Origin of the sequence: Chitinophaga pollutisoli (assembly GCF_038396755.1) — a bacterium.
Classification (GTDB): Bacteria; Bacteroidota; Bacteroidia; order Chitinophagales; family Chitinophagaceae; genus Chitinophaga; species Chitinophaga pollutisoli.
Genome location: NZ_CP149822.1, coordinates 251,057 through 276,587, shown reverse-complemented (window position 1 = coordinate 276,587; position 25,531 = coordinate 251,057). Strand labels below are relative to the sequence as shown.

General features: G+C 55.9%; 19 protein-coding genes. 8 read left to right on the top strand and 11 right to left on the bottom strand.

The window, feature by feature from the left end:
- Positions 1-10: 10 nt before the first annotated feature.
- Entirely contained in the window at positions 11-1,876 is a 1,866-nt protein-coding gene (locus WJU16_RS01065) for a heparinase II/III family protein (RefSeq protein ID WP_341836477.1), read from the top strand.
- Between the two features lie 370 nt (positions 1,877-2,246).
- Here WJU16_RS01065 and WJU16_RS01060 read toward each other — a convergent pair whose 3' ends face one another.
- Positions 2,247-2,981 (bottom strand): class I SAM-dependent methyltransferase, encoded by a 735-nt coding sequence (locus WJU16_RS01060; RefSeq protein ID WP_341836476.1) that lies wholly within the window; start codon positions 2,979-2,981, stop codon positions 2,247-2,249.
- A gap of 123 nt (positions 2,982-3,104) precedes the next feature.
- Here WJU16_RS01060 and WJU16_RS01055 point away from each other — a divergent pair, with 123 nt between their 5' ends.
- Positions 3,105-4,166: a nitronate monooxygenase gene (locus tag WJU16_RS01055; RefSeq protein ID WP_341836475.1), complete on the top strand. Its 1,062-nt coding sequence runs from the start codon at positions 3,105-3,107 to the stop codon at positions 4,164-4,166.
- 91 nt (positions 4,167-4,257) lie between these two features.
- On the opposite strand, the gene WJU16_RS01050 is transcribed toward WJU16_RS01055, so the two are convergent.
- Positions 4,258-5,247, bottom strand: a complete 990-nt coding sequence (locus tag WJU16_RS01050; protein WP_341836474.1) for an alpha/beta hydrolase — start codon at positions 5,245-5,247, stop codon at positions 4,258-4,260.
- 222 nt (positions 5,248-5,469) lie between these two features.
- Here WJU16_RS01050 and WJU16_RS01045 point away from each other — a divergent pair, with 222 nt between their 5' ends.
- From WJU16_RS01045 to WJU16_RS01020, 6 genes are all read left to right on the top strand, one after another.
- A complete protein-coding gene (locus WJU16_RS01045; protein WP_341836473.1) occupies positions 5,470-7,104 on the top strand; it encodes a hypothetical protein in 1,635 nt (544 codons plus the stop codon).
- Positions 7,105-7,391: 287 nt separating this feature from the next.
- Entirely contained in the window at positions 7,392-7,661 is a 270-nt protein-coding gene (locus WJU16_RS01040) for a hypothetical protein (RefSeq protein WP_341836472.1), read from the top strand.
- Between the two features lie 66 nt (positions 7,662-7,727).
- A complete protein-coding gene (gene uvrA, locus WJU16_RS01035; protein WP_341836471.1) occupies positions 7,728-10,232 on the top strand; it encodes an excinuclease ABC subunit UvrA in 2,505 nt (834 codons plus the stop codon).
- A 201-nt stretch (positions 10,233-10,433) separates the two neighbouring features.
- Positions 10,434-10,829, top strand: coding sequence for a hypothetical protein (locus tag WJU16_RS01030; protein ID WP_341836470.1), 396 nt, complete (start codon positions 10,434-10,436; stop codon positions 10,827-10,829).
- A gap of 124 nt (positions 10,830-10,953) precedes the next feature.
- Entirely contained in the window at positions 10,954-12,069 is a 1,116-nt protein-coding gene (locus tag WJU16_RS01025) for an efflux RND transporter periplasmic adaptor subunit (protein WP_341836469.1), read from the top strand.
- 32 nt (positions 12,070-12,101) lie between these two features.
- Positions 12,102-16,646 (top strand): efflux RND transporter permease subunit, encoded by a 4,545-nt coding sequence (locus WJU16_RS01020; protein WP_341836468.1) that lies wholly within the window; start codon positions 12,102-12,104, stop codon positions 16,644-16,646.
- Between the two features lie 57 nt (positions 16,647-16,703).
- On the opposite strand, the gene WJU16_RS01015 is transcribed toward WJU16_RS01020, so the two are convergent.
- The 9 genes from WJU16_RS01015 to WJU16_RS00975 all read right to left on the bottom strand — a co-directional run bounded on the left by WJU16_RS01015 (position 16,704) and on the right by WJU16_RS00975 (position 25,427).
- Positions 16,704-17,381 carry a hypothetical protein gene (locus tag WJU16_RS01015; protein ID WP_341836467.1) on the bottom strand — a complete coding sequence of 226 codons (678 nt, stop codon included), beginning with the start codon at positions 17,379-17,381 and terminating at the stop codon, positions 16,704-16,706.
- Between the two features lie 43 nt (positions 17,382-17,424).
- Positions 17,425-18,033: a hypothetical protein gene (locus WJU16_RS01010; RefSeq protein WP_341836466.1), complete on the bottom strand. Its 609-nt coding sequence runs from the start codon at positions 18,031-18,033 to the stop codon at positions 17,425-17,427.
- 60 nt (positions 18,034-18,093) lie between these two features.
- Positions 18,094-18,306, bottom strand: coding sequence for a hypothetical protein (locus tag WJU16_RS01005; protein WP_341836465.1), 213 nt, complete (start codon positions 18,304-18,306; stop codon positions 18,094-18,096).
- A 56-nt stretch (positions 18,307-18,362) separates the two neighbouring features.
- Positions 18,363-18,632, bottom strand: coding sequence for a UBP-type zinc finger domain-containing protein (locus WJU16_RS01000; RefSeq protein WP_341836464.1), 270 nt, complete (start codon positions 18,630-18,632; stop codon positions 18,363-18,365).
- Positions 18,633-18,654: 22 nt separating this feature from the next.
- Positions 18,655-20,316, bottom strand: a complete 1,662-nt coding sequence (locus WJU16_RS00995) for an FAD-dependent oxidoreductase (protein ID WP_341836463.1) — start codon at positions 20,314-20,316, stop codon at positions 18,655-18,657.
- Positions 20,317-20,323: 7 nt separating this feature from the next.
- Positions 20,324-21,724 (bottom strand): ATP-binding protein, encoded by a 1,401-nt coding sequence (locus WJU16_RS00990; protein ID WP_341836462.1) that lies wholly within the window; start codon positions 21,722-21,724, stop codon positions 20,324-20,326.
- A gap of 91 nt (positions 21,725-21,815) precedes the next feature.
- Entirely contained in the window at positions 21,816-23,054 is a 1,239-nt protein-coding gene (locus WJU16_RS00985; protein WP_341836461.1) for an ATP-binding protein, read from the bottom strand.
- Entirely contained in the window at positions 23,038-24,414 is a 1,377-nt protein-coding gene (locus WJU16_RS00980; protein WP_341836460.1) for a sigma-54 dependent transcriptional regulator, read from the bottom strand. Before WJU16_RS00980 ends, WJU16_RS00985 begins: the two co-directional genes overlap by 17 nt.
- A 35-nt stretch (positions 24,415-24,449) precedes the next feature.
- On the bottom strand, positions 24,450-25,427 hold the full coding sequence (locus tag WJU16_RS00975) for a helix-turn-helix domain-containing protein (RefSeq protein ID WP_341836459.1): 978 nt from the start codon (positions 25,425-25,427) through the stop codon (positions 24,450-24,452).
- Between the last annotated feature and the right edge of the window lie 104 nt (positions 25,428-25,531).

Sequence of the window (25,531 nt, the reverse complement as noted above, 5' to 3'; positions counted from 1 at the left end):
AAATTCCGTTATGAAGCTATCCTGGCTTTTCCTTTGCCTGGGCCTGTCGTTGGCGGCCCATGGCCAAACCGATTCTTTGCCCGCCGGTTTCCGCATGCCCGCACATCCGCGCATCCTCTGGAAAACGGCGGATGATCCACTTATCCTCCAACAAATCTCCCGGCCCGGGCCATTCCGGGAAGTGCACCGCACCATCCTCGGCGCGTCCGAAAAAATAATCGCACAGCCGGTGCTGGAGCGGCAAATGACGGGCAGGCGACTGCTGGGAATTTCCCGGGAATGCCTGCGGCGGGTGTTTTACCTGTCATATGCCTGGCGTACTACCAAAGACGCCCGTTTTGCCGACAGGGCTATCCGGGAAATGATGGCGGTTTCCGCCTTCACCGACTGGAACCCATCCCACTTCCTCGACGTCGCAGAAATGACGATGGGCGTGGCCATCGGGTACGACTGGCTGTTCGACCGCCTCACGCCCGGACAGCGCGCCGTGATCACCGCCGCGATCCTGGAAAAAGGAATGCGGCCGTCGCTGGAAAAGAAAAACAGCAACTGGCTGAGAGATCATCACAACTGGAACCAGGTCTGCAACGCCGGCATGCTGTTCGGGTCGATGGCGGTGTATGAAGACGCGCCGGAGCTTGGTTTGCACCTCATCAACCGTGGTATCCGGAGCATTCTCTTGCCGATGGAGGCTTATCAACCCTCGGGCGCCTATCCCGAAGGTTATAGTTACTGGGGATATGGTACAGCGTTCAACGTGCTTTTCATCAGCGCGCTGGAGAACCTAACAGGCAGCGACTTCGGGCTTTCCCGTCAACCCGGTTTCCTCGCAACCGCTTCGTATTTTCAGCATATGGCCGGCCCATCCGGCCTGCCTTTCAACTTCTCAGACGCCGGCAACGGCGGCAGCCTCGAACCGGCGATGTGCTGGTTTGCGGAGAAAACAGGGGATCCGTCGCTGTTGTTCGTGGAAAAACAACGCCTGCAAAGGCCCGGCGCGCATGCCAACAACCGCTTGCTGCCCGCCATGTTGTTGTGGGGGAAAAAGATCGACCTGAACGCCATTCCAACGCCGGCAAACACTTTCTGGACCGGCGAAGGCGAAACGCCCGTGGCGCTCATGCGCAGCCAATGGGGCGACAGCTCCGCCATGTTCATCGGATTCAAAGCAGGCTCGCCCGGCATCGCGCACGCGCATATGGACGTGGGGTCTTTCGTGCTCGATTGGGGCGGCGTGCGTTGGGCATCCGACCTGGGGATGCAGGATTACAATTCCCTCGAATCCCGAGGCCTCAGTATCTGGAACCGGGCGCAGAACGGGCAGCGCTGGCAGGTGATGCGCTACAACAACCTCGTGCATAATACGCTCACGGTGAACGGCGCTTTCCAAAGAGTGGAAAGCCATGCGGACCTCACGGTCACGGGCAACGCCAAAAACAAACAATTCGCCATCGCCGACATGTCTGCCGCTTATGCCGGCCAGCTCGCTAAAGCCCGCAGGGGCATGGCATTGGTCAATGGTAAGCGCGCTATTATCCGCGACGAAGTGGAGGCGGGCAGCGGTCCGGATACCTTGCAATGGCGTTGGCTGACGACGGCCGAGGTGGAGATGGAGGGGCAGCGGACCATCGTGCTCCGCAAGAACGGCAAATCCCTGCGGCTGGTGATTGACGCGCCGGTTCCCGTGAAACTGCAAACCTGGTCCACGGCGCCGGTACACGACTGGGACGCCGCCAATCCCGGGACCACGCTCGCCGGTTTCGAAGCCATCCTGCCGGAAGGGTTCAAAGGAGCGTTTACGGTGCATGTGCTGCCGGAAGGAGGGCGGTTGAATAAAGTTCCGAAACTGGATGACTGGCGCACCTGGAAACCCTGATTGCCTGCTGACATCCTGCTGACATCCTTCAATGATCCTCCAAGTGGCTCCAATGCTGGCTTAGGTTTGAGGGTGTTTACCTGAAGGATGACTGAAGGATCATTGGAGGATTGCAGCAAGCAGGATCTCAAATGCTGCTGACATCCTACTGACATCCTTCGTTCATCCTTCGAACGTGTTCGCTCGTGGTACGGGTATGAGGGTGTTTGGACGAAGGATGAACGAAGGATGAGCGAAGGATGAACGCAGGAAAATCCGCTTACCCCAACATTTACGCATACTCACCCCACGTTTGAACGGCGGTGGCCACATAATTTAACTGCGGACGGTAGTTCAATGTATTTTTGAGATATAGTTTGGCCATACGGGATCAAACCTGCCCGATGCGCAACAGGATGGGGAAATGCACTTCCCGTTCCGGGGTATCGCCCCAGGCAGCATGCAGCGCTTCTGCGATGAGGGCCACGGGGTCGCGGTGTTCTTCCTTCATGTAATGCTGTACGGCTGACCAGGTGGAAAGGTAGCCGGTTAGATGCTCCCGGCTCCAGGTCTCCTTGTGCGCAAAATAGGGTGTCGGAACGGGCGGATAGGGAAAGGGGATAGTGAGGTAATTTTCGTCGACGTACTTGCGCTCGCGGTCCCAGTATTTTCCCACGATCTCAACATACAGTTGCCGGATGACGGTATCGATTTCAGGGGTAATGTGCAGCAGTCCGTACCCGATAACTGCCAGGATGCCCCCGGGTTTGAGGGTGCGGTTCACTTCCTTGTAAAACGCGTCGAAGTCGAACCAGTGGATGGCCTGCGCTACGGTCACCAGGTCGAACGAACCATCCGCGAAATCCGTTTTTTCCGCCGGCTGGAGAGTGTATCGGATATGCGGATTGGGCCGCGCCTTGTCGAGTTGCTGGCGGCTGATATCCGTGGCTTCCACTTTTGCGAAAAATGCGGCGAGTTGTTCGGCGACTTGTCCGTTTCCCGTACCGCAATCCCAGGCGAGGTTGGTGGCGGGAACGATCGAGCGGAGGTATTCGAATAGCGCTCCGGGGTAGTGGGGGCGGAATTTCACATAGTCCCCGGACTGTTCTGAGAAAACATCTTTCATGGGGCGGGCGGTTTCTGCAAAAGTAACTATTCCTGCCCGATAAAACGCCGCGGAGGAAAAGGTGACTTCCGTCACATGCCGGAACCGCAAAGCGCGCTAACTTGGTGGTATAAACGGCGTTATATGCACCCCAATACGATTACAGACATGCTGGCGATCCGCTATCCCATTTTCCAGGGCCCGATGGGAGCGGGATTATCCACCCCGGCCCTTGTGGCGGCGGTTTCCGAAGCGGGTGGCCTGGGCGGCTACGGCGCGTATACGCTCCGGCCGGAAGAAATACACTCCCTGGCCGCTGATATCCGGAAACTGACGGCGCAACCCTGGAACCTTAATCTGTGGGTTTCTGACGTGGACGATGCATTGTCCACCTACACGGACGCGGATTTCGACGGGGTGAAAGCATTGTTCGGACCGGTTTTCGTTGAGCTGGGGATCCCCGTTCCCGCGCCTGCCATCTCCATAGAAAGCAAGTTCGAAGTGCAAGCGGAAGCCATGCTGGCCGTGAAGCCCGCGGTGTTCTCCTTCGTATTCGGGATTCCGGATAAAAAGATACTGGAAGAATGCCGGCGTCAGGGGATCGTAACTGCGGGCGCGGCTACAACCCTGGAAGAGGGCCTTGCCCTCGAAGCGGCGGATGTGGATGTGATTGTGGCGGCGGGGTTTGAGGCGGGCGGCCACCGGCCTAGTTTCCTCCGGAGGCCGGAAGATTCGCTGACGGGTGTTTTTACGCTCACGCAGCAACTGGCGAAATCGGTGCGCAAGCCTATCGTGGCCGCCGGCGGTATTGCGGACGCGGCTGGCGTGGAAGCGGCGCTGCGGCTGGGAGCTTCCGCCGTGCAAATCGGAACAGCGTTCCTGGCCTGCGAAGAATCAGGCGCCACCGCGCCTTACAGAACACGCCTGTTTTCGCCGGCGGCGCGCTTTACCGAACTCACCCGCATCTATACCGGCCGCCTCGCCCGCGCGGTGCGCACGGAAATGGCCGGAAGATTTGCGGGAATGGAATGCGAACTGGCGCCTTTCCCACTGCAATCACAATTGATGGCGCCCGTCAGGCAGGCGGCGCTGGAGTCCGGACAGTGGGAATATTCCGCCGTTTGGGCCGGACAGGCCGCCGGGCACCTGCATCACCGGCATGCCGCTGCGCTGATGGAGGAGCTCTCCGCATGCTGGCGAAAGTGACACCCTAACATTTTATTTATCTGCACCAGCTCATAATCAGAAAATGGTTGCCTTGCGAAAGGCAACCATTTTATTATACAGCAGGATAGTATTACATCCCGAGATGATATCGCAGTTCCGCCGCCGCATGCAGCACGAGGGAGCGGGTTTCGGGAAGATGAGCGAGACCGTTCAGCAAGCCCCAGTCGTGGATAACGCCCAGGTACCGGATAGTAGTGGCCTGCACGCCGGCTTCGGAGAGCTTCCGGCCGTAGGCTTCTCCTTCAGAGCGGAGGATATCGTTTTCCGCCACCTGGATGAGCGTGGGCGGGAGGCCCCTGAGCTGTTTTTCATCAGCCTGCAGGGGAGAAGCATAGGGCTCATCGCGCTGCGCGTCTTTCGTGGTGTAGAGGCTCCACATCCATTTCATGAGCGATGCGGTGAGAAAACGCTGCTCGCCATACCGGCGCCAGGATTTGGTCTCGAAATCCGCATTGGTAACCGGCCACATCAGCACCTGGCACTTCAGCTTCGGGCCGCCTTTTTCGTTGCAGCGGATGGCGGTGACCGCGCTCATATTGCCGCCCACGCTGTTGCCCACGATAGCGATATTGTTACCATCCACCCCTATTTCCCGGCCGTTTTCGGCGAGCCATTGCGTGGCGGCGAAGATTTCGTCGATCGCGCGGGGATAGTGTTGGTCAGGCGTAGGGGTGTAATTTACGAACACCGCCGCCGCGCCGGAATGAACGACGAGGTCGCGCACGAGGCGCTGGTGCGTGGGGAAGTCGCCCAATACCCAACCGCCGCCGTGGATGAACAGGAATCCCGGGAGGAGCGGGGCGGCGCCTTCGGGCTTTACAATGTGCAGGAGCAACGTGAAATCGCCGGCAGTGATGGTTTTTTCGGTGATGGTTACGCTGGAAAGGTCCGTTTTGACCGATTGCTGGGCGCCCGTGAGCACTTGCCGGGCTTCCGGGACGGGAAGGCTTTCGACGGGTACATTGCCGGGAGCATTCAGGATGTCCAGGAATTTTTTGACTGCAGGCGTCAGGTGAGGGTCAGCGGAATAATCGGCCGCATTGTCGTTTTTATGGCTCATGGTGAATTGAATTTGAGGGGTAAAGACGAATTGCATGCCGGGATATAACATCCTGATCCTGAAATAGTTTGATGAGAAGTCAGGAATGAGGCCACTTGGGGGCGTGGTGAAACCGCGAAATATCGCCAGCCGGATAACACGAAAATTCCCGTGGCAATCCGGTGCGGCTACGTATCTTTGCCTTCCCAAAACCATGTGAGTGTACAAATAATCCCTTGCTATATGAAATTAATACTCAGCAGCCTATTGGTGCTGCTCCAACTTGCAGCGTTCGCCCAATTCAAGGAAATCGCCAAAAGCAATTCGTTCCAGGAACCGGAAGACGGTTTCGCCCGGATTATCCAGATGAAAAACGGTTATACCGTGCTGGCTGTCATCAATCTGAAAACCGGTATTGATATTAAAATATTTGATGAAAAGCATAAGCAGAAAACGGCTAAAAATCTCCGTCCAAAACTTGGCAAAATCAAAGCCGGGAATGTGGAAGCGATGTTTGAAGCGAAAGGTAATGTGGTAATGCTCATTAATGAAGTGGAAGCCAAGGTGCCGGTACTTCACCGCCTGGTCATTGATGGTGTGAAAGGTACTATCATCAGCGAAGCAGTAATCGGTGAACTGAAGAAGCTCAACCTGGGCCAAGGATATGCCATGGCTTTCGGCGGCGTTTCACCACCGGGATTTTATGCGGAGAAAGATCCCAACAGCGATCAATATGCCGTAGCCATGTTCAATAGCTTCGAAAGTGACCGCAACAAGCGGCTCGAATTGGTGCTCTACGACGGAGATCATAAAGAAATCGCACGTTCTTATTATAAATCGCCCCAGGATAAATACAAGTATATCAACTTCATGGATATGACTTTCGTTGGGTCTACTGTATATTGCCTGGGATATGCCCGTAATACACGCGCCAGCGGCGGTAAGGAAAATACGGTCGTGATGGCAGAACTGGCGGCAGGAGACGCGGACATGAAAATGACGGAATTGAAATTCACGCACGACCAGGACCTGAAGAGAGGTATCCTGCGGTATAATGCCGCCACGGGAAAGATCATGCTGCTGGCCTTCGCGCCCTACAAAAACAGCAACGGCCGCGGGGAGCTCTGGCTGTTCCATATGGATCCCAAAAAACTAGATGCAAAAAAACATGATGAGATCGTGCCGAATGCCATACAGGAAAAGGCAACAGCAGTTTTTGGCTCCAGGGAAAAGTTCACTGCTACACCTGTCAACATGTTCGTGTATAAAGACGGCAGCTACACTGTAGCCATGGAGGAAATCCGGGTGGTAACACATACTACAGGCGGATTGCCTACCGGCGGTACCAATGGCGTGCCTGCTGGTTTCAGCCGGATGTCCAGCCGGTCGTACACTATCGTGGAGCACCTTGGCCTGATGCACTACGACGCAAACAGTGACCTCATCAATAGCTGGTATCTTCCAAAAGATCATTATATGTGGACCGCCCATCCGCCTACGTTTTACCATCGCCAGCGCGAGGGACGCGCAGTACTGCTGAACGATGGTGACCAATATAAAACATTTGTTCTCCTGCGCTCCAAGGGCAAGGAATACGTGTTATACAATGATGTGGAAGAAAATGACAAGCGAATCGCGAAAGGAAAGGATCCTCAGCAGGTGAAGGGCCTCAAAGCTTGCGACGCCTTTTATTTCCCGCTTGAAAAAGAGATGATTCCTGCGAGATCCTGGCTTTTTGGAGAAAGCAAAGGCCGGAAAGACCATCACCTGGCACTGCTTCCCGTTTCGGACTTCAACGAAGACCAAAACCTATTCGTTACCCTTCGCCTGGATATCCACAAAGCCAAGCAGGTACACCTGGTTTGGATGGAACCTTAATCTACCTTTTTAATACCCTGACAAGCCGGCGGACTCCCCAGTTCCGCCGGCTTTTTTCTTGTTTCAAATGGCTATTTCACACCTCGGAAAACGAGGCCTATGAATTCAAAAAAAGATTGCCTATTTTTAAATCAAAGGCAACAGTGTGGACATTTTTTCACAGCTGTGGCTACGGTGTTATATCCTTTGTAAAAAAGTTAACCAATTAATTTTCAAATATTTAAATATTCACCCCAATATTCAGGCCTACATTTTGATATTTATCGTACAACACAACGCTGAACCATATGATACACGAGCAGTATACCATCATCCGCAACCTAATCTGGGAAAACAAGATCACGACATTTCAGGAGTTATACCTGGCGGTTCCGCTGCATGAACTCAGCCGCGACACGCATATTTCAGAAGCGCAGTTGCGGGAGTGGTTCACGGATATCGGCAGTGTTTCCGTGGAGGATGTAAAGCAGCTGGCAGAGCTGTTGGAAATCCCGGAATACCGCATGATGCGGATTATCGTGGCCACGCAAAGATTACAAAGTTCGCAACTGAACTAGCGAATATAAAGACGGGCCGGGGCTATCTCCCGGCCCGTTCGTATTTTTGCGGGGAATACATTTGATATGACGCACTATTCACCGAAGCCCGGATTCGTAACCGTCCGCGGCGCCAGAGAGCACAACCTTAAAAACGTAGACCTGGAAATCCCGCGGGACGCACTCGTGGTTTTCACCGGCGTTTCGGGGTCGGGAAAATCTTCCCTCGCATTCGGCACCCTCTACGCTGAAGCGCAAAGGCGTTACCTGGAATCCGTTTCGCCATATGCGAGAAGGCTTTTCCATCAATTGTCGGTGCCGGATGTGGATGACATCGATGGCCTCCCGCCGGCGGTAGCGCTCCAGCAACAACGCGGCGCGCCTACCACGCGGTCGTCCGTCGGCAGCGTAACCACCCTCGGCAACCTGATGCGCATGCTGTATTCCCGCGCAGGCCAATATCCCCGCAACCAACCCATTATCCACGCAGAGGCATTTTCTCCCAATACGCCGGAAGGCGCCTGCCCGACTTGTCATGGTATGGGCATGATCTACGACGCCACCGAAGCTTCCATGGTCCCCGATCCCACGCTCACGATCCGCGGGCGCGCAATTGCCGCATGGCCGCAGGCCTGGTACGGCCAGAACCTCCGCGACATCCTGGTAACGCTTGGCTACGATGTGGACCGCCCCTGGAAGGAATTGCCGAAAAAAGTCCGTGACTGGATACTTTTCACGGAAGAACAACCCACGGTGCCCGTATACGCCGGATTTACACCGGAGGAAACGAAGCAGGCGCTGAAATTGAAAACAGAGCCCAGCTACATGGGAACCTTCAGCGGCGCGCGCCGGTACCTGTTGCATACGTTCTCCCACACGCAGAGCGCCATGATGAAAAAACGGGTGCAGCAATACATGGTGAGCACGCCATGCCCCTCCTGCAAAGGCAAACGCCTCCGCAAGGAATCGCTCTCTGTGAAGTTCGCCGGGCTCGATATCGCGGAGATCGCGCATCTTTCGCTGGAAAAGCTCGCGGGCATCCTGGAGCCATTCGCCCATAACCGTCAATTGGCGGATGTTTCCCATCCGGAACGCAATATCGTGGCGCAACGCATTACGGCGGACATCTGCGCCCGCCTGCAGGTACTGCTCGACCTCGGCCTGGGTTACCTCACGCCCGACCGCAGCACGCCCACGCTGTCGCCCGGTGAGCTGCAGCGGCTGCGCCTGGCCACACAGGTCCGGAGCAATCTCTTTGGCGTGGTGTATGTGCTCGACGAGCCCTCCGCCGGTCTGCACCCCGCGGATACGGAAGCGCTCCTGCGCGCGCTCAAGGGCCTAAAAGCCGCAGGGAACACGATTTTTGTGGTGGAACACGAAACCGACGTCATCCGCGAAGCCGATTGGATTGTGGATGTGGGCCCGGCCGCGGGTACCAATGGGGGAGAGATATTGTACAGCGGTCCGCCCGAGGGTTTGACAGCCATCTCCGGTTCCGCAACCCGGCACTACCTTTTCGGCCGTCAATCCATCCCCATGCGCCCGCAGCGCACGGCGGAACGTTGGCTGGAGCTGAAAGGCATCACCCGCAACAATCTCCACGGACTCGACGCGCGTTTCCCATTGGGTGTGCTCACGGCGGTGACGGGCATTTCCGGCTCGGGGAAGTCGAGCCTCGTGAGCCAGGCGCTGGTGGAACTGGTGGCCGAAACGCTGGGGCATTCCGCGGAAGCGGAGAACGATGAAGAACCCCGGCTGACGGGTGTTTCGGGCGGTCAGATCTTTGCCGGCATGGAACACATCGCTCGGCTGGTGCAGGTGAACCAGGCGCCCATCGGGCGCACGCCGCGCTCGAACCTTGCTACCTATACAGGGCTCTTCGATCATGTGCGGAAAATATTCGCAGAAACGCCCATGGCGCGCAGCCGCAAATACGACGCGGGGCGATTTTCCTTTAACGTTGCCAAAGGCCGATGCAAAACCTGCGAGGGCGAAGGGTTTGTGATGGTGGAATTACTTTTCCTGCCGAGTGTGTATTCTCCTTGTCCCGCCTGCCAGGGTGCGCGGTATAACGAGAAAACGTTGGAAGTGCAGTTCCGTGGGAAGAATATCGCCGAAGTGCTGGGTATGACGGTAGACCAGGCTTTCACCTTCTTCGACGGCGCCGAAAACGTGCAGCGCCCGCTGGGGGTGTTGCGGGATGTGGGGCTGGGTTACCTGCGGCTCGGCCAGCCGGCCACCGAACTTTCGGGCGGAGAGGCGCAGCGCATCAAACTGGCCACAGAGTTGCAACGTACGGGCCGTGGGAATACATTATATGTCCTGGATGAGCCCACTACCGGCCTGCACCCTTCTGATGTAGACAAGCTCGTGCTGCAGCTGGAAAGGCTCGTGGCGGCGGGGAACACGGTGATCGTTGTGGAGCACGACATGCGCGTGATCGCGGGGAGTGATTGGGTCATCGATATGGGACCGGGCGCGGGGGAGAAAGGAGGGAGCATCGTGGCGGAAGGGCCGCCGTCCACGGTAGCGAAAACAAAAAACAGTAAAACCGCTCCCTATCTGTCGGCATTCTTCGACACCATGCAATAAAATAGTGGTACTTATTACCGGATGCCAGTCATCATGATGCAGGACGAATGTGCTATTGTCCGTGAAAACCTTTCCTGTAGCGGCATTCATATATATGATCATTTTAACTTTATGTTAAAAGGCTGACCGTTGATCCTCATTTGATAGGATTTTTTGTCTTCTTGTGTATTTTTGCAGTTGGATGAATTGCATCGCATACTCATGAGGATCAACAGACAAATATTGTTTTTACTTTTTCTTGTTTGTATCCAGCACCTGGCGGGATTCAGCATGCAGGCGCGTGCCGGCGTGATGCCCGTTGAGATGGACATGATCGAGCTCGATCTGCATCCGGGGGTGGAAGTGCCGTCGGCATTCCTGACCAATGCATTGGAAGATGATGATGCCAGCGTTCGGGCGAAGCAATCCCGGCGACGCGGCAGGTTCTACATCAGCTCGCCTTCCAAGCAGTTCAATTTCACCCCGCAGGTGGCGCCTGATCAGACAAGCAGGACCTTCGCACCGGTGACCGAGGAAAAGAAAACTGGCGTCTATCTCCAACAAGACGCATTCCTCCCGGCTTATTACAATTTCCTCTTCCGGTTCACATTGTTTTGAATTACCCAACTCCCTGACTTTACTTCATTGATCACACCCGCCCCAACAGGGCGTTAGTTCTGCATTTTTTACATAGCGGCCGGCAATTCATTTTGCTCCGGCCTGCAAAATCTTTTTACCTATTATGCACCAGATAACAGGAGGCATCGCAATTGCCCTTGTGGCCGCAACATTGGGCGGCTGCGTTACGAAAGGAGATTCCGGCAACCAGGACAGCGACGTGCAGTCGTTTCCCGTTTTAAAACTCGAACAGACCGACACCGTGCTGCACCGCCATTACGTGGCCGATATCCAGGCCGTCCGCAACGTGGAAGTAAGGGCGCGCATCAACGGTTTTCTCAATAAAATTCATGTCGATGAAGGCCAGCAGGTGAAGAAAGGGCAGTTGCTTTTCAGCCTGAACGAAGAAGAACACCGGGCGGAGCTGGCCCGCGCCAAAGCCGCGCTCAGTAGCGCCATCGCCGAGGCCAAAGCCGCCAGCCTGGAAGTGGACCGCGTGAAAGTGCTCGTGACGAAGAAAGTGATTTCCGCGACGGAGCTGGAAGTGGCCCAGGCCAAGCTCGCCGCTTATAACGCGAAGATCGACGAAGCCCGCAGCGCTGAAACCAATGCCGCCACGCAATTGTCGTACGCCAGCATCCGCGCGCCGTTCGACGGGTTCATCGACCGTATTCCCCTGAAAGCAGGCAGCTTTGTCAGTGAAGGCAACCTGCTGACTACGGTTTCCGACATTCACAATGTGTATGCTTACTTCAACGTATCGGAAACCGAATACCTCGAATTTATGAGGAACGGCCGCGACGCGCGCCGGAAAGTGGCGCTGGAACTGGCCGACGGGTCGCATTATGTGCACGAAGGCCATGTAGAAACCGTGGAAAGCGAGTTCGAGGAGAACACGGGCTCCATCGCATTCCGCGCGCGCTTCCCGAACCCGCAGCAGGTGCTCAAACATGGCGCCAGCGGCAAAGTGACGCTTACCAACCGGATCGACAGCTGCCTGCTGCTGCCGCAGAAAGCAGTATTCGAGATGCAGGATAAAAACTATGTGTACGTAGTGGATACAGGCAATACCGTGAAGATGCGCAGCTTCGAACCGGGCGCAAGGGTTTCCCATTCTTACCTCGTACAGGGAGGGTTAAAGCCCGGCGAGCGCGTCGTTTTCGAAGGCGTCCGCAACCTGCGCGAAGGCATGAAGATCGACCCGAAACTTGTGCCGGCCGATCAACTGAAAGGATTGTAAGAAATATCGCTTTGTAACCAGAAACAAAACTCATGTTCGATACTTTTATCAGGCGGCCCGTGTTGTCGCTGGTGATCTCTTTGTTTATAGTGCTGCTGGGTCTATTGGCGCTCTTCACCCTGCCGGTGACCCAGTTCCCCGATATCGTACCGCCCTCGGTAACGGTAACGGCAAAATATACCGGCGCCAACGCCGAAGTGTGCGCCAACGCCGTGGCCATTCCCCTGGAAAGGGCCATCAACGGCGTTCCGGGTATGACGTACATGACGTCCGTATCCTCCAACAACGGTAACACGCTCATTACCATCTTCTTCAAAGTAGGGACAGATCCCGATCAGGCCGCGGTGAACGTACAGAACCGCGTGTCTACCATTATCGACGAATTGCCGGAAGAAGTAATCAAAGCCGGGGTTACAACGGAGAAGGAAGTAAACTCCATGCTGTTGTACCTCAACGTGATGAGCGAAGACTCCACGCTTGACGAGAATTTCATCTACAACTTCGCCGACATCAACGTGCTGAAGGAGCTGAAACGTATTGACGGGGTGGGATTCGCGGAAATCATGGGCGCCAAGGAATATGCCATGCGCGTATGGCTGCAGCCCGACCGGATGCTCGCCTACAACGTATCGGCCGATGAAGTGGTACAGGCCATCCGCCGCCAGAACATTGAAGCGGCACCGGGGAAGACCGGTGAAAGCTCTGATAAGGAAGCGCAACTGCTGCAATATGTACTCCGGTATACCGGGAAATATTTCGAGCCGCAGCAATACGCCGATATCATCATCCGCGCCAACCCCGACGGGTCGGTGCTGCGGCTGAAGGAAATTGCGGAAGTGGAGTTTGGCGCTTTGACATATGGTATGGTGTCGAAAACAGATGGCAAGCCATCGGCCTCTATCATGCTCAAGCAGCGTCCGGGTTCCAATGCGCAGGATGTGATCGATAATGTGAAGGCAAGGATGGAGGAACTGAAGGCATCATCTTTCCCGCCGGGTATGACCTACAATTTCAACTACGACGTTTCCCGCTTTCTGGATGCTTCCATCGCGGAAGTGGTGCGTACGTTGTTCGAGGCGTTTATCCTCGTGGGGATCGTGGTATTCCTCTTCCTGCAGGACTGGCGTTCGACCCTGATCCCTATCCTGGCGATTCCGGTGGCGTTGATCGGTACATTTGCGTTTATGCAGCTGATGGGCTTCTCCATCAACCTGCTGACGCTGTTCGCGCTGGTGCTCTCGATCGGGATTGTGGTGGATAATGCCATTGTGGTGGTGGAAGCGGTGCATGCGAAGATGACGGAAACGCATTTGCCCGCCATGCAGGCCACGCTGGCATCCATGAAGGAGATCAGTGGCGCGGTGGTGGCCATTACGCTCGTGATGTCGGCGGTATTTATCCCCGTGGCATTCTTAAGCGGCCCCGTGGGCGTGTTCTACCGGCAATTCTCGCTGACGCTGGCATTCGCCATCATCATTTCCGGGATCAACGCCTTGACGCTGACGCCCGCGCTTTGCGCGCTCATGCTGAAGCATGACCCCAACGGCCACATGCGCACCAACCCGCTGCAACGTTTCTTCAACGCTTTCAACCGCGGATACAACAAAACGGAAAATAAATACAAAGGCTTCGTGGGCGCCATCGCAGGTAAGCGATTACTGACGCTGGCCATGCTCATCGCGTTCTTTGTGCTCACATGGGGCGCGGCGGCGATCCTGCCAGGGGGCTTCATTCCCATGGAGGACCAGGGCATGGTATACGTGAACGTGACCACACCGAACGGCGCTACCGTAGAACGTACCGAAAAGGTACTCGATTCGGTGCAGGCAGTTGCGGCTAACATGGATGCCGTGGAATCCGTATCCACGCTCGCCGGCTATAGCCTGGTGAACGAGGTGGCCGGTGCTTCGTATGGTATGGGGATGATCAACCTCAAATCCTGGAGCGACCGGAAGCAGTCCGTCGACGATATCATCGCGGACCTGAAAAAGCAGACGCGCCATATCGCGGACGCATCCATCGAATACTTCCCGCCGCCCACGGTGCCGGGCTTCGGTAACGCCAGCGGCTTCGAGCTGCGTGTGCTTGACCGCACCGGCGCCGACGACCTGGAGCAGGTGTCGGAGATAACGAACAAATTCATCGCCGAGCTGGAACAACGCCCCGAAATCGGGAGCGCCTTCACCAGCTTCGACCCGGCTTTCCCGCAATACATGATTCATGTGGACCAGGCCATGGCGGCGAAAAAAGGCGTGAGCATCGACAATGCGATGAGCACCCTGCAAACGCTCCTCGGCAGCTTCTACGCCAGCAACTTCATCCGTTTCGGGCAGATGTACAAGGTGATGGTACAGGCCTCGCCGCAGTACCGCACCAAGCCGGAAGATGTGCTGCTGCTGCATGTAAAGAACGATCATGGCGAAATGGTGCCTTTCTCCAACTTCGTCCGCCTCGAAAGGGTATACGGACCGGAAACACTCACGCGCTACAACATGTACACCTCCGCCATGATCAATGGTGACGCGGCGCCAGGCTTCTCCAGCGGCGACGCCATCAAGGCGATCGAGGAAACGGCGGCGAAAGTGCTGCCGCGCGGCTTCTCCTACGAATGGAGCGGGATGACGCGCGAACAGGTGCTGTCTGGCAACCAGGCGATTTACATTTTCGGCATCTGCCTGTTATTCGTATACCTGTTGCTGGCCGCGCAGTATGAGAGCTTCATGCTGCCGCTTCCGGTATTGTTATCGCTGCCTGCGGGGATATTCGGGGCATTCCTTTCGCTGAAGCTCGCCGGGCTGGAGAACAACATTTACGCACAGGTGGCGTTGGTGATGCTGATCGGTTTGCTGGGCAAGAACGCGATCCTGATCGTGGAATTCGCGATTCAAAGGCAGAAGCAGGGCCTCACTGTGGTGAAGTCCGCCATAGAAGGCGGCGTGAGCCGTCTACGCCCGATCCTTATGACGAGCTTCGCGTTCATCGCGGGTCTGATCCCGCTGGTGATCGCCAGTGGCGCCGGCGCCATGGGGAACCGCTCCATCGGTACGGCCGCAGCAGGCGGGATGCTTATCGGGACCATCTTCGGGGTGCTCGTCATTCCCGGTTTGTACGTCCTTTTCTCCCGCATTAAAGTGAAAAGAAAGCAACCAAAACCAGCGGTGGTGGCGGTAGCGGTATTGCTGGTATTTATCGGCGCCTGTAAGGCTCCCCAGCCCCTCGTGACGCCGGAACTGCCCGCGATTCCGCAAGCAGCGCAGGATACGGTGGCGCCCGTGGCGTTGCTGCCGGTGAAGGAATTTTTCTCCGATCCTTACCTGCAAAAACTGCTCGATACCGCACGCTGCAATAACGTGGATGCGCTCATCGCCATGCAGAAAATGGAAACGGTGGAGGCGCAACTGGCCATGGCGCGCCGCGCCTGGCTGCCTTCGGTCAACGCAGGTGTGCATGCCGGTACGGAGAAATTCGGGAAATATACGATCGACGGGGTGGGGAATTTCGATACCAATCTGTCGCCCAATATCGATAAAGACCAGCGCATCCCCACGCCGGCGGTTCCGGATTATTTCGCAGGACTGCGCAGCGCCTGGGAAATCGACCTGTGGGGTAAGCTGAAGCAGCAGAAAGAAGCCGCCTATGCGCGGTTCCTGGCTACCGGAGAAGGCCGCAGGCTCGTATTTACGCAGCTGACGGCCCAGATCGCTTCACTGTATTATCATTTGTTGGAACTCGATTATGAATTGTCGGTAGTGGAGAAGAACGTGATACTGCAGGAATCCGCGTTGGAAACCGTTAAGATCCAGCAGGAAGCGGGCAGGGCCACTTCGCTGGCTGTGCAGCAATTCCATGCGCAGCTGCTCAATACCAAAAGCCTGGCTTTCCGTATCCGGCAGCAGCGAAGCGATATCGAAAACCAGCTGAACGCGCTGGCGGGCCGTTTCCCGCAACATATTGAAAGATCGAAAAACCTGCTGGAGGCGCCCATCCCCGCGAAAGTGGCGGAAGGCATCCCCGCGAAGCTTCTGCTGGCGCGGCCGGATATCCGGCAGGCGGAACTGGAGCTTACGGCGGCAAAAGCGGATGTAAGAGCGGCGCGCGCGTCGTTTTTCCCGGCGCTGACGCTGAGCGCCTCGGTAGGGTACAACGCTTTCGAACCGGGATTGCTCTTCAAAAGCCCCGCGTCTATCGCGTATACGGCGCTGGGAGGGCTCACGGCGCCGGTGTTCAGTCAAAACCAGATCCGGTCGAGATACCGGATCGCGACTGCCGAGGGCATGACCGCGTTTTACGCGTATCGCCAGGCCATCGTAAACGGATACCAGGAAGTATCCACCTCGCTGCAAAAAGTCGGCAACAGCGAGCAGGCATATAAGCTGAAAGAAGCGGAAGTGCTGATGCTGCAAAACGGCGTATCTACGTCCCGCGATCTGTTCGCGACAGGGTATGCCAATTATTTGGAAGTGATCAATGCCCAGAAGAACGTCCTCGATGCAGAACTGGCTCTGGCGCAGCACCGGCGTGAAGTGTTCGACGGTGTAATTGCGCTATACAGAGCCTTGGGCGGAGGTGCGGAATAGGGCAAGGGCCGGTCATCTGACCGGCCCTTTTACTTTATATCTGCAACGTTTCCGTTATTATTTCTTTTTGAGACGGGTGATGGCAACGCCCGTTTGCTTTATCTGAGCCGAAACTCCGCCCATATCTTCCGTTCTGGATTGGTTGATCGTTGCGGTGATGATCAATTCGCCGTTCTTTACTTCGTATTTGGAGGTGTTGGGCGTAGATGGGAATTGCTGGCCGGTGGATGGGATTTCCATAAAACCGCCTTCCATGTACAGCTCATTCGTACCAACATATTTGAAGGTGCCTTCGCTGTTGGAAGAAGGCATCGTATAATTGAAAGGCATTTCTACCCCGGTTCCCGGAACGCCGGCAGTGTACACTTGGGTTTTAACTTTTGTTTCAATGGTATAACTGAAGTCAGTCGACGTTATTTTATTGCCGTCAATCACAACAGTGCCGGTGTTGTCTTTGGAAGTATAATCCACATCCGTTACGGTTCTGACTGTTACGCCCATGGGTTTCATTGTATTTTCGGTTCTGGCATTCAATGACACGGAGATAAACTGGTAAGTACCGTCGAGATTGCCGGAACCGGTGCCGGGATTCCCGCCAGGATTCCCGCCTGGGTTACCGCCGGGGATTCCATCGATGTTAGTGCCCGCAGGTACCGGGATATCATCTGATCCGCTACAACCTGCAAAAAAGATGGCCGCGGAAAGGAGATAGGCCAGGGATGAAATTTTACGCATGGGGATAAGTATTTGAAGACCAAATATAATACAAGTTTCCGTTCTACCGCTTTTTCAGCCGCGTGATCATCACGAAGGTCTGTTTTTGGGTCGCAGGAACGCCTTCCTGCATCAGAGGCGAAGCGATGGAAATCGTACTGATAATGCTCAGGTCGTCGTTTGACAGTGCGAATTTAGCTCCAACGGGGATAGCAGGGATCTGGCCTGGTTGGCCTCCCGTGCCAGGGAGATGGTTGAAAGCTTTGTCCAGGAACACTGAATCCCCCGCAATGCGGTATTTCGAAACACCGTTGGTTTTGGGGGTGGAAAACTGGAACGGATAAGACTGCGCCGGCCCGTCCGCCTTGCCATTCGTGAAGCTTTGGAAGTTGTAGTCGGAATTTACCTTATATGTGTATCCCGAAGTAATCATGGAACCCTGTTCAAACAGGACCATGCCGGCCGTTTCCCTGGAAGTGTATTCCATTTCGCTGACCAGGTTCATATTGTCATTGCCGTCTTTGTAAGTGATTTCCGACTTTCCTTTCACATATAAGGAAACGTACTCATAGGTGCCGGACAATGCGTCCATCTGCTTCAATTCTTCATTATTTTCCTTTCCGCAAGCGGTGAAAATGAGGACGGAAGCAATGGCAAGGGATGAAATTCTCATATCGCAACTCTAAAATTGAGCCGCAAGTTACTGACATATCCCCAATTGGATATAACATCTTTATTCCACTTTCCCGAACACCGCTTCCATGAGCCGGGACAGCAAAAGGTAACCGGCGCAGGTTGCTGCGCCCCACGAAAACAGGAACATGAGGGCGCCTTTCAGGCTCGAAGGATCGATCCAGTTATAAGCCAGGATACCGCAGAAAAAACTGTTGGAAACGGTGGCAAACAGCAGCAACACCGCAAGGGTAGTAGCGGAAACGTTTTTCATAGGTTAGGAGGTTTACCCTAAATATATGTTGTATTTATAACATATGCAAATATTCATTAATAATCGGCAAAACTTTCGTCTTCGTAGCACCAGATCCACCTTTCTCCAGGCTCCGCGGAAATCACCACGGGATGCCCTGTAGCATGAAAGTGTGCCGTCATATGGCGGGAAGGGGAACTATCGCAACAGAAAGTACCGCCGCATGTCTGGCAGGTGCGCAGGTGCAGCCAGGTTCCGCCATGTTTCACGCATTCTTCACATTCGTATTTTTTAGGATGGATGAGCGTTTCCAGCTCCTTAATATGGTGGCAGGGTTGTTTTGACATATGCCTGTTTTTTACTGGGTAATCAGGTTTCTGAGAGATATTTATGCACGAAGCTGATCGACATTGATCCTTCGCCTACCGCGGCCGCCACACGATTCATGGCCCCTGCGCGGACGTCGCCCGCCGCAAAGATCCCCGGGCAACTCGTTTCCAGCATGTAAGGGTCGCGCGCTGATTTCCACAATTGCCGGAACGCCGGGTATTGTTGCAGGTCGCGCCCTGTTTCGATGAACCCCTTGTCGTTTTTGATAATTTTATCGCAGATCCATTCCGTGTAGGGTTTGGCGCCGATAAAAATATACAACGCATCCGCAGGCATTTCGGTTTCATTGCCGGAATTGAGGTCGCGCAGGCGGAGCGCCGCCAGCTTCGATTCCCCGATTCCTTCCACCACTTCGGCGCAAGGCAGCAGGTGGATATTGGGCGTTTGCGCGATTTGTTCGATCAGGTACGCGCTCATCGACGAACGCAGATCCGGTTTGCGGACCACGATATGTACGTTCCTGGCGAATTTCGACAGGTACATCGCGGCCTGCCCGGCCGAGTTGCCGCCCCCCAGTACAAACACTTCTTTGTCCCGGCAAGAAGCCGCTTCCGTGCTCGCGGCGCCATAGTACACGCCCGCACCCGTGAAATCTCCGATCCCGCGGGTTTCCAGCTTCCGGTAATCCACCCCGGTTGTGATCACCAGCGCCCTGCAATAGATTTCGGTACCATCATCCAGCCGGATGATCTTGTATTGGTTTTTTACTTCAATCCCGGCTACCGATTGCGGCGACAGAAATTCCGTCCCGAAGCGCGTGGCTTGCGTGATGGCGCGCCGCGTGAGGTCGGCGCCGCTCAGTCCCGTGGGGAATCCCAGGTAATTCTCGATCCGCGAGCTGGTGCCCGCCTGGCCGCCCGGCGCCCGCCGTTCGATCAGCAGAGTACTCAGCCCCTCGGAAGCGCCGTACACCGAAGCAGCCAGCCCCGCGGGCCCGGCGCCTATTATCGCCACGTCGTACACCTGGTTGCGGACGGTAGGGTTCAGCCCGATGCGCGAGGCAATGTCTTTGAGCGCGGGTTTCGTAAAGAGTGCGCCGTCTTCGAATATGATCGCGGGGAGGTCTTGCGCGGCCAGCTTGTTGGAGGCTGCGAGCTGTTTACCCTGTTCATTGCTTTCCATGTCCATCCATTGGTAAGGGATGAGATTACCGGCCAGGAAGTCCTTGATTTCATGGCTGCGCGGCGAAAACTGGTACCCGATCACGCGGATGCCTTTGAAATCAGGCCGGTAATTGGCCTGCCAGTCGCCCAGGATTTCCTCCATGACAGGGTAGAGCTTCTCTTCCGGCGGGTCCCAGGGTTTCATGAGATAATAATCCAGTTTCACTTCGTTGATCGCCCTGATGGCAGCTTCCGTGTCGGAATAAGCCGTCAGCAGCACGCGTTTCGCTTCCGGGAAAATCTTCATCGCCCGCTCCAGGAAATGAACGCCGTCCATTTCGGGCATGCGCTGATCGGAAAGGAACATGGCGATCTCTTCGCCTTTGTTCTGCAGTTCGGTAAGGCTTTGCAGCGCTTCCGCCACGGAGGAAGTAGACAGTACGCGGTAGCGGTCGCGGTATTGGTTGCGCAGGTCGCGGCTGATGGCGCGTAGCACCTGCGGGTCGTCGTCGATAAGAAATATGATAGGCTGGTTCATGTAATAGTTAATGCGCTTCGCCGTTGATGGGGAAGCAAATGGTAAAAACGGTATGCCCGGGCTCCGATGTGGCTTTCACGCTGCCGTGATGCTGCCGGATGATGTTCATCACCGCATCCAACCCCAGGCCGGTGCCTTTGCCGATCTCTTTGGTTGTGAAAAAAGGGTCGAAGATGCGGGTGAGGTTTTCCGGCGGGATACCGGGGCCGTTATCCGACACGGTCACTTTCACGAATGCGCCGTCGCGCGCTGTGCGGATGCTGAGGACGCCATTGCCCTGGGGTTCCAGCGCGTCGGCGGCATTGTCGATCAGGTTGGTCCATACCTGGTTCAATTCCCCGGACAAGGCCAACACCGGCGGCAACGTGAGATCGAAATCTTCCGTCACTTCCACCTTTCCTTTCTTCAATTTATACTGCATCATCACCAGCGTGTTGCGGATACCGGTGTGAATGTCGATGTACTGCTTATCCGTGCCGCCGTCCATATGCGTGAAGATCTTGACGGATTTCACGAGCCCGGAAATGCGCTGCGAGGCTTCCCGGATGTCGGACAGCATGCGCTCGGTGGTGAAATGGCTGCTCATCCAGGAGAGCACGGTGCCGAGATATTCCGCGGGTAATTTTTTAACAAATTCGTCCAGTACGGAGGGATGCAGGCCGTAATGCCGGAAATTCTCTGCCATGTCGGCTGCTTCGGGTATGTTGTGATCGTGCAGCCAGTCGCTGATGGCGTCTTCCTGGCTGCTGCGTTCCAGCATGCCGGGCACGGGCCTTTCCGCGGCAGTCAGCGATTGCCGGATATGATCGCAAACAAAGTCCGCTTCTTCCAGCGAAAGCCTGGTCAGCATCATTTTCCGGAAAGTCTCCGGCGCGCCGCGCAAATGTTCGCCCAATGTATCCGAACCGCGGACGATCGCCGCCGCCGGGTTGTTCAGTTCATGCGCGAGGCCTGCCGCCAGCTTCCCGAGCGCCATCATTTTTTCGTTCTGCTGCGTGGTGATGGCGAAATCCCGCACGCGGTTGGTCATCACAAAAACCAGCGCCTGTGTAAGTTCATAATGCTGCGCGATCATCTCGCGGATACCGGCCTTCGGAAAAGTGATCATCTCCACATCGGTCCTGCAATGCGTGAAGGCAATGGCGCCGCGTGCGCGGGAGTAGGGCAGGATGCCCGTTACCTGGCGCGCAGAGAATTCCGTTACAGGCAGCTTGCTGCCAGCCTGGATGCGGTAAAACTCGATGGTGCCGGAAAGGATGAAGTGGATGCCGCGGATCTCATCGCCGGGCTTGTAAATATAATCGCCCTCGGCGAAACGCTCGTTTTCGCTGTGGTCGATCAGCCATTGCAATTGCGATTCTGGCACTTCCTGAAGGGCGTCGAACAGTAGCAGGTCCTGGGTATTCACGTTAATTATCCGCTGTTTGCTTAAAGATAATTATTATCAGTGAATTGCGATCGTGGTAACCATGAGGTAACCAACAGAACGGAGGATGCTGTTAACGCGGGAACCGGATGGTAAAACGTGTGTCGCCCGGGACGGGCGTTTCGAGGGAGAACTGCCAGCCGTGCGCCATGAGGATGTCGCGCACGAGCATAAGGCCAATGCCCTGGCCGTCGGGCTTGGTGGAAAAGAAGGGCGTGAACACATCGGCCGGTGTAGCCACGCCATGGCCGGTGTCGGCAACCACGATGGCGCCGGCTTGCTGGATGAGGCGGATGTCTCCGTCCTGACCGATGGCCTCCATACTGTTTTTGATGAGGTTGATGAGGACCTGCTCCAGTTGCAGTCGGTCGCCGGTAATGGTGGTGTCGTGCGGGAGGAAGGAAAGCTGTATCCGGATATTCTTTTCCGCCGCCCGGGCCTCGTGGAGTTGGGCCGCATGTTGGAGAAGGGATTGGATGGAAAGGGGCTTCCTGTCCGGCGGCGGCACTTTCACCAGGTCGGCGAAATTGCGCATGAACCCGTTCAGGTGTTGGTTGCGTTCCGCAGCCACTTCCAGGGCGCCCCGGTGCGCGGGGTCGAGTTCATGGGCTTTGAGCGTGCTGCCGATGATGCTGTTGACGGGCCCGATGGTATTATTTACCTCATGCGCCATCATCCGGATCACTTTGCCGTATACCTTTTTCTCCGCCGCGAGGATCTCCGTCGTCAGCTCTTCCATCATCACAAAATGCCGCGCAAATCCCCGGTCGATGAAATGGGACTTCTGCATCTTGAAGGTATTCACGCCGTTGACGGTCAACGTTCTCGACTCGCCGCTTCCCAGCGCCTGCACATCTTCCAGCAGCCGGGGCATCTGGGCGAGCAATGCTTCAGCCTTGGGGTTGGTTTGCTGTACATCGCCGTCGTAATCGAGGATAATGATGCCGGTGGGGGAAGTGTGGATGAGTTTTTCGAGGAAGAAATGCTGCTGTTCCTGCATGGTGCGCTCGTGGCGCAGCTGGTCGAGCATCTGGTTGTACACTTCAATGAGCGCATCCATTTCGATTTGCCCCGTTTTCAGCAACCTGACGCTGAAATCCTTGTCCTTCAGCGCTTCCGCGCCCTGGGTCAACATCTTGAGTGGCCGCAGCAATTGCAGGTACAGGCTCCGCGAAAACCAGAGCGACGCGAATATGAGCAATTCACTTCCCAGGAAAATCCATCGGTTCTCCCGGAACACGAACCACGACAGCGTGAGCGCCACTGCATGCAGCACGATCACGAACAACAGGAATTTAGTCCGAAGTTTCATCGTAGGGGATATTGTATTTTTCCAGTCTGCGGTATAGTGCGCTCCGCGTCAGTCCCAGCGCCGCCGCCGCCCTGGCGATCTTGTTCTGGTGGAAGGCCAGCGCTTTGCGGATCATTTCCACTTCGAGGTCTTCCAGCGTAATGGTGCCCACGCCCGGCAGTTGCAGTTGTCCCTTGGCGGCGGGAGAAAGCTCCAGCTGCCCGCGGAAGTGCGCTATTTCGAGCAGGTCGGTGTTGTGCACCAGCATCGTCCGTTCGGTGAGGTTTTTGAGCTGGCGGATATTTCCCGGCAGGGGCAGGGATTGCAGCCATTTGAGTGCTTCTTTCGAAACGGTAAGGTTGGGCCGGTTGTAGATATCGCGGAGGTTGCGGACGAAGTGGTTCACCAGCAGCGGGATGTCGCCCGGCCGGTCGCGGAGGGCGGGGAGGTGGATGGTGATGAGGTTGATGCGGTAGAGGAGGTCTTCGCGGAATGTGCCGTCGGCCACCATCTGGTGGAGGTTTTTGTTGGTGGCGCAAACTACGCGCACGTCCACCGTTTTGGTGCGGCTGCTGCCCAGCACTTCGTAGGTGCGGTCCTGCAGCACGCGCAGGAGCTTCACCTGGCTGGAGGGCTCGAGGTCGCCGGTTTCGTCGAGGAAGATGGTGCCTTTGTTCGCCAGTTCGAAGCGGCCGGTGCGGTCGAACCGGGCGTCGGTGAATGCGCCGCGCACGTGCCCGAACATTTCGCTTTCGAACAGGGAGGCGGAGATGCCGCCGAGGTTTACTTTTACGAAGGGGCGCATTTTCCGGCGCGAGTTCTGGTGGATGGCTTCCGCGATCAGCTCTTTGCCGGTGCCGCTTTCGCCGGTGATGAGCACTGATGCGTCTGTGGCGGCCACGCGCCCGATGGTTTCGAGGACTTGCAAGATGGCGGGGTCTTCCCCGATGATCTGCCGGAAATCGAAATCTTTGTCGAGCTGCCTGCGTGTTACCCCGCGTTGTGGTTTCTTCGTTTGCAGCGCCATCACCGTGCGGGCGGATTGCAGGAGCGCTTCGTTGCTCCAGGGCTTGGTGATGAAATCGGCCGCGCCGAGCTTCATGCCCTGCACCGCCAGTTCTATGCTGCCCCATCCCGTGATGAGGATCACGGGAATGGTGTGGTCGTAAGTTTTAATTCGCTGCAACAAGGCCATGCCTTCTTCGCCGGTGGTGCGGTTGGAGAAATTGAGGTCAAGCAGGATAAGCGCGGGCCTCGTGGCGGAAATGGCTTCCATGGCCTGCTCCGGCGTTCCGGCGGCGGAGGCTTCGAGCCCTTCCTGCCGCAGGAGCAACAGCAGGGAGGTGCGCACCGCGATATCGTCGTCTATTATCAGGATCATTTGCCTGGATGTGAATAAGTGAATGGTGGCGCCGGTCAGACTTCCGCGGCAACCCTGGCATATTTGTTCCTGTATTCCACGGGCGTCAGCCCCGTTACTTTCTTGAAAGTGATCCGGAACGCCCGGGTGTCCGTATACCCTACGTCGAACATCACTTCGGTTACATTTTTCCGGGAGGCTTCGAAGAAGCGTTTGGCCGCCTCGATCCGCACGCGCTGGATGTATTCCAAAGGAGTGTTGTTGGTGGCCTGGCGGAACCTCCGCTCGAAGGTCCTTCGGCCGGAATTTACGATCGTCGCCAGGTCGTCTATCGTCATTTTTTCGGTATAATTTTTCTCGATGTAATCCTGGACTTTAATGATTTCCTCATCGGCATGCCGCTTTTGCCCTTTAAACACGGTAAATACCGCCTGGCTGCTCCGCCCGATATCCAGCGCGAAGTTCTTGGAAATCAGCACTGCCGTTTCCCTGTCGGAAAACTTCTCGATGAGGTATAAAATGAGGTTCCACAGACTGCTGGCGCCGCCGCTGCTGTAGATATTCCCTACTTCCGTAATAATCGCGCCGTCCACCACCTCAATACCCGGGTACCGCGTCCTGAATTCGTCAAGGTAAGCCCAGTGCGTAGAGCATTTCTTGCCTTCCAGCAAACCGGTTTCCGCGAGCAGAAAGGCGCCCAGGCACAAGCTGGCCACGCTACAGCCATTGGCGTACAATTGCCGGATGTGGGGAATGGCTGCACTGTTGATCCGGATGCCGTCGGCGATGTCGCCATACACGGGCGGAACAATCAGCAAATCGGTTTTCCCAACGTCCTGCAACAGGCGGTCTGTCTTGATCGTGTACTCCCCGTCGTTGGCGGATACATACTCGGATAGACCAGCATACTCCACCTCGAACAAGGGGTCTTTTCCCAATGCCACCAGCATGTCATTCGCCGTCTTGAATGAGCGGTAGGGGGGCGTTACCGCTTCAATTACCCCTTTCTCGGGTGCGAAAACTGTTACTAACATAGATTTTAAAATCTTATAAGTAAAGATAAGGCAAGCCTGTCATTTTCACCCCCTTTATTTGACGCAATCGGGATGCATGGATTTCAGTTTATTGAAGCACTTTT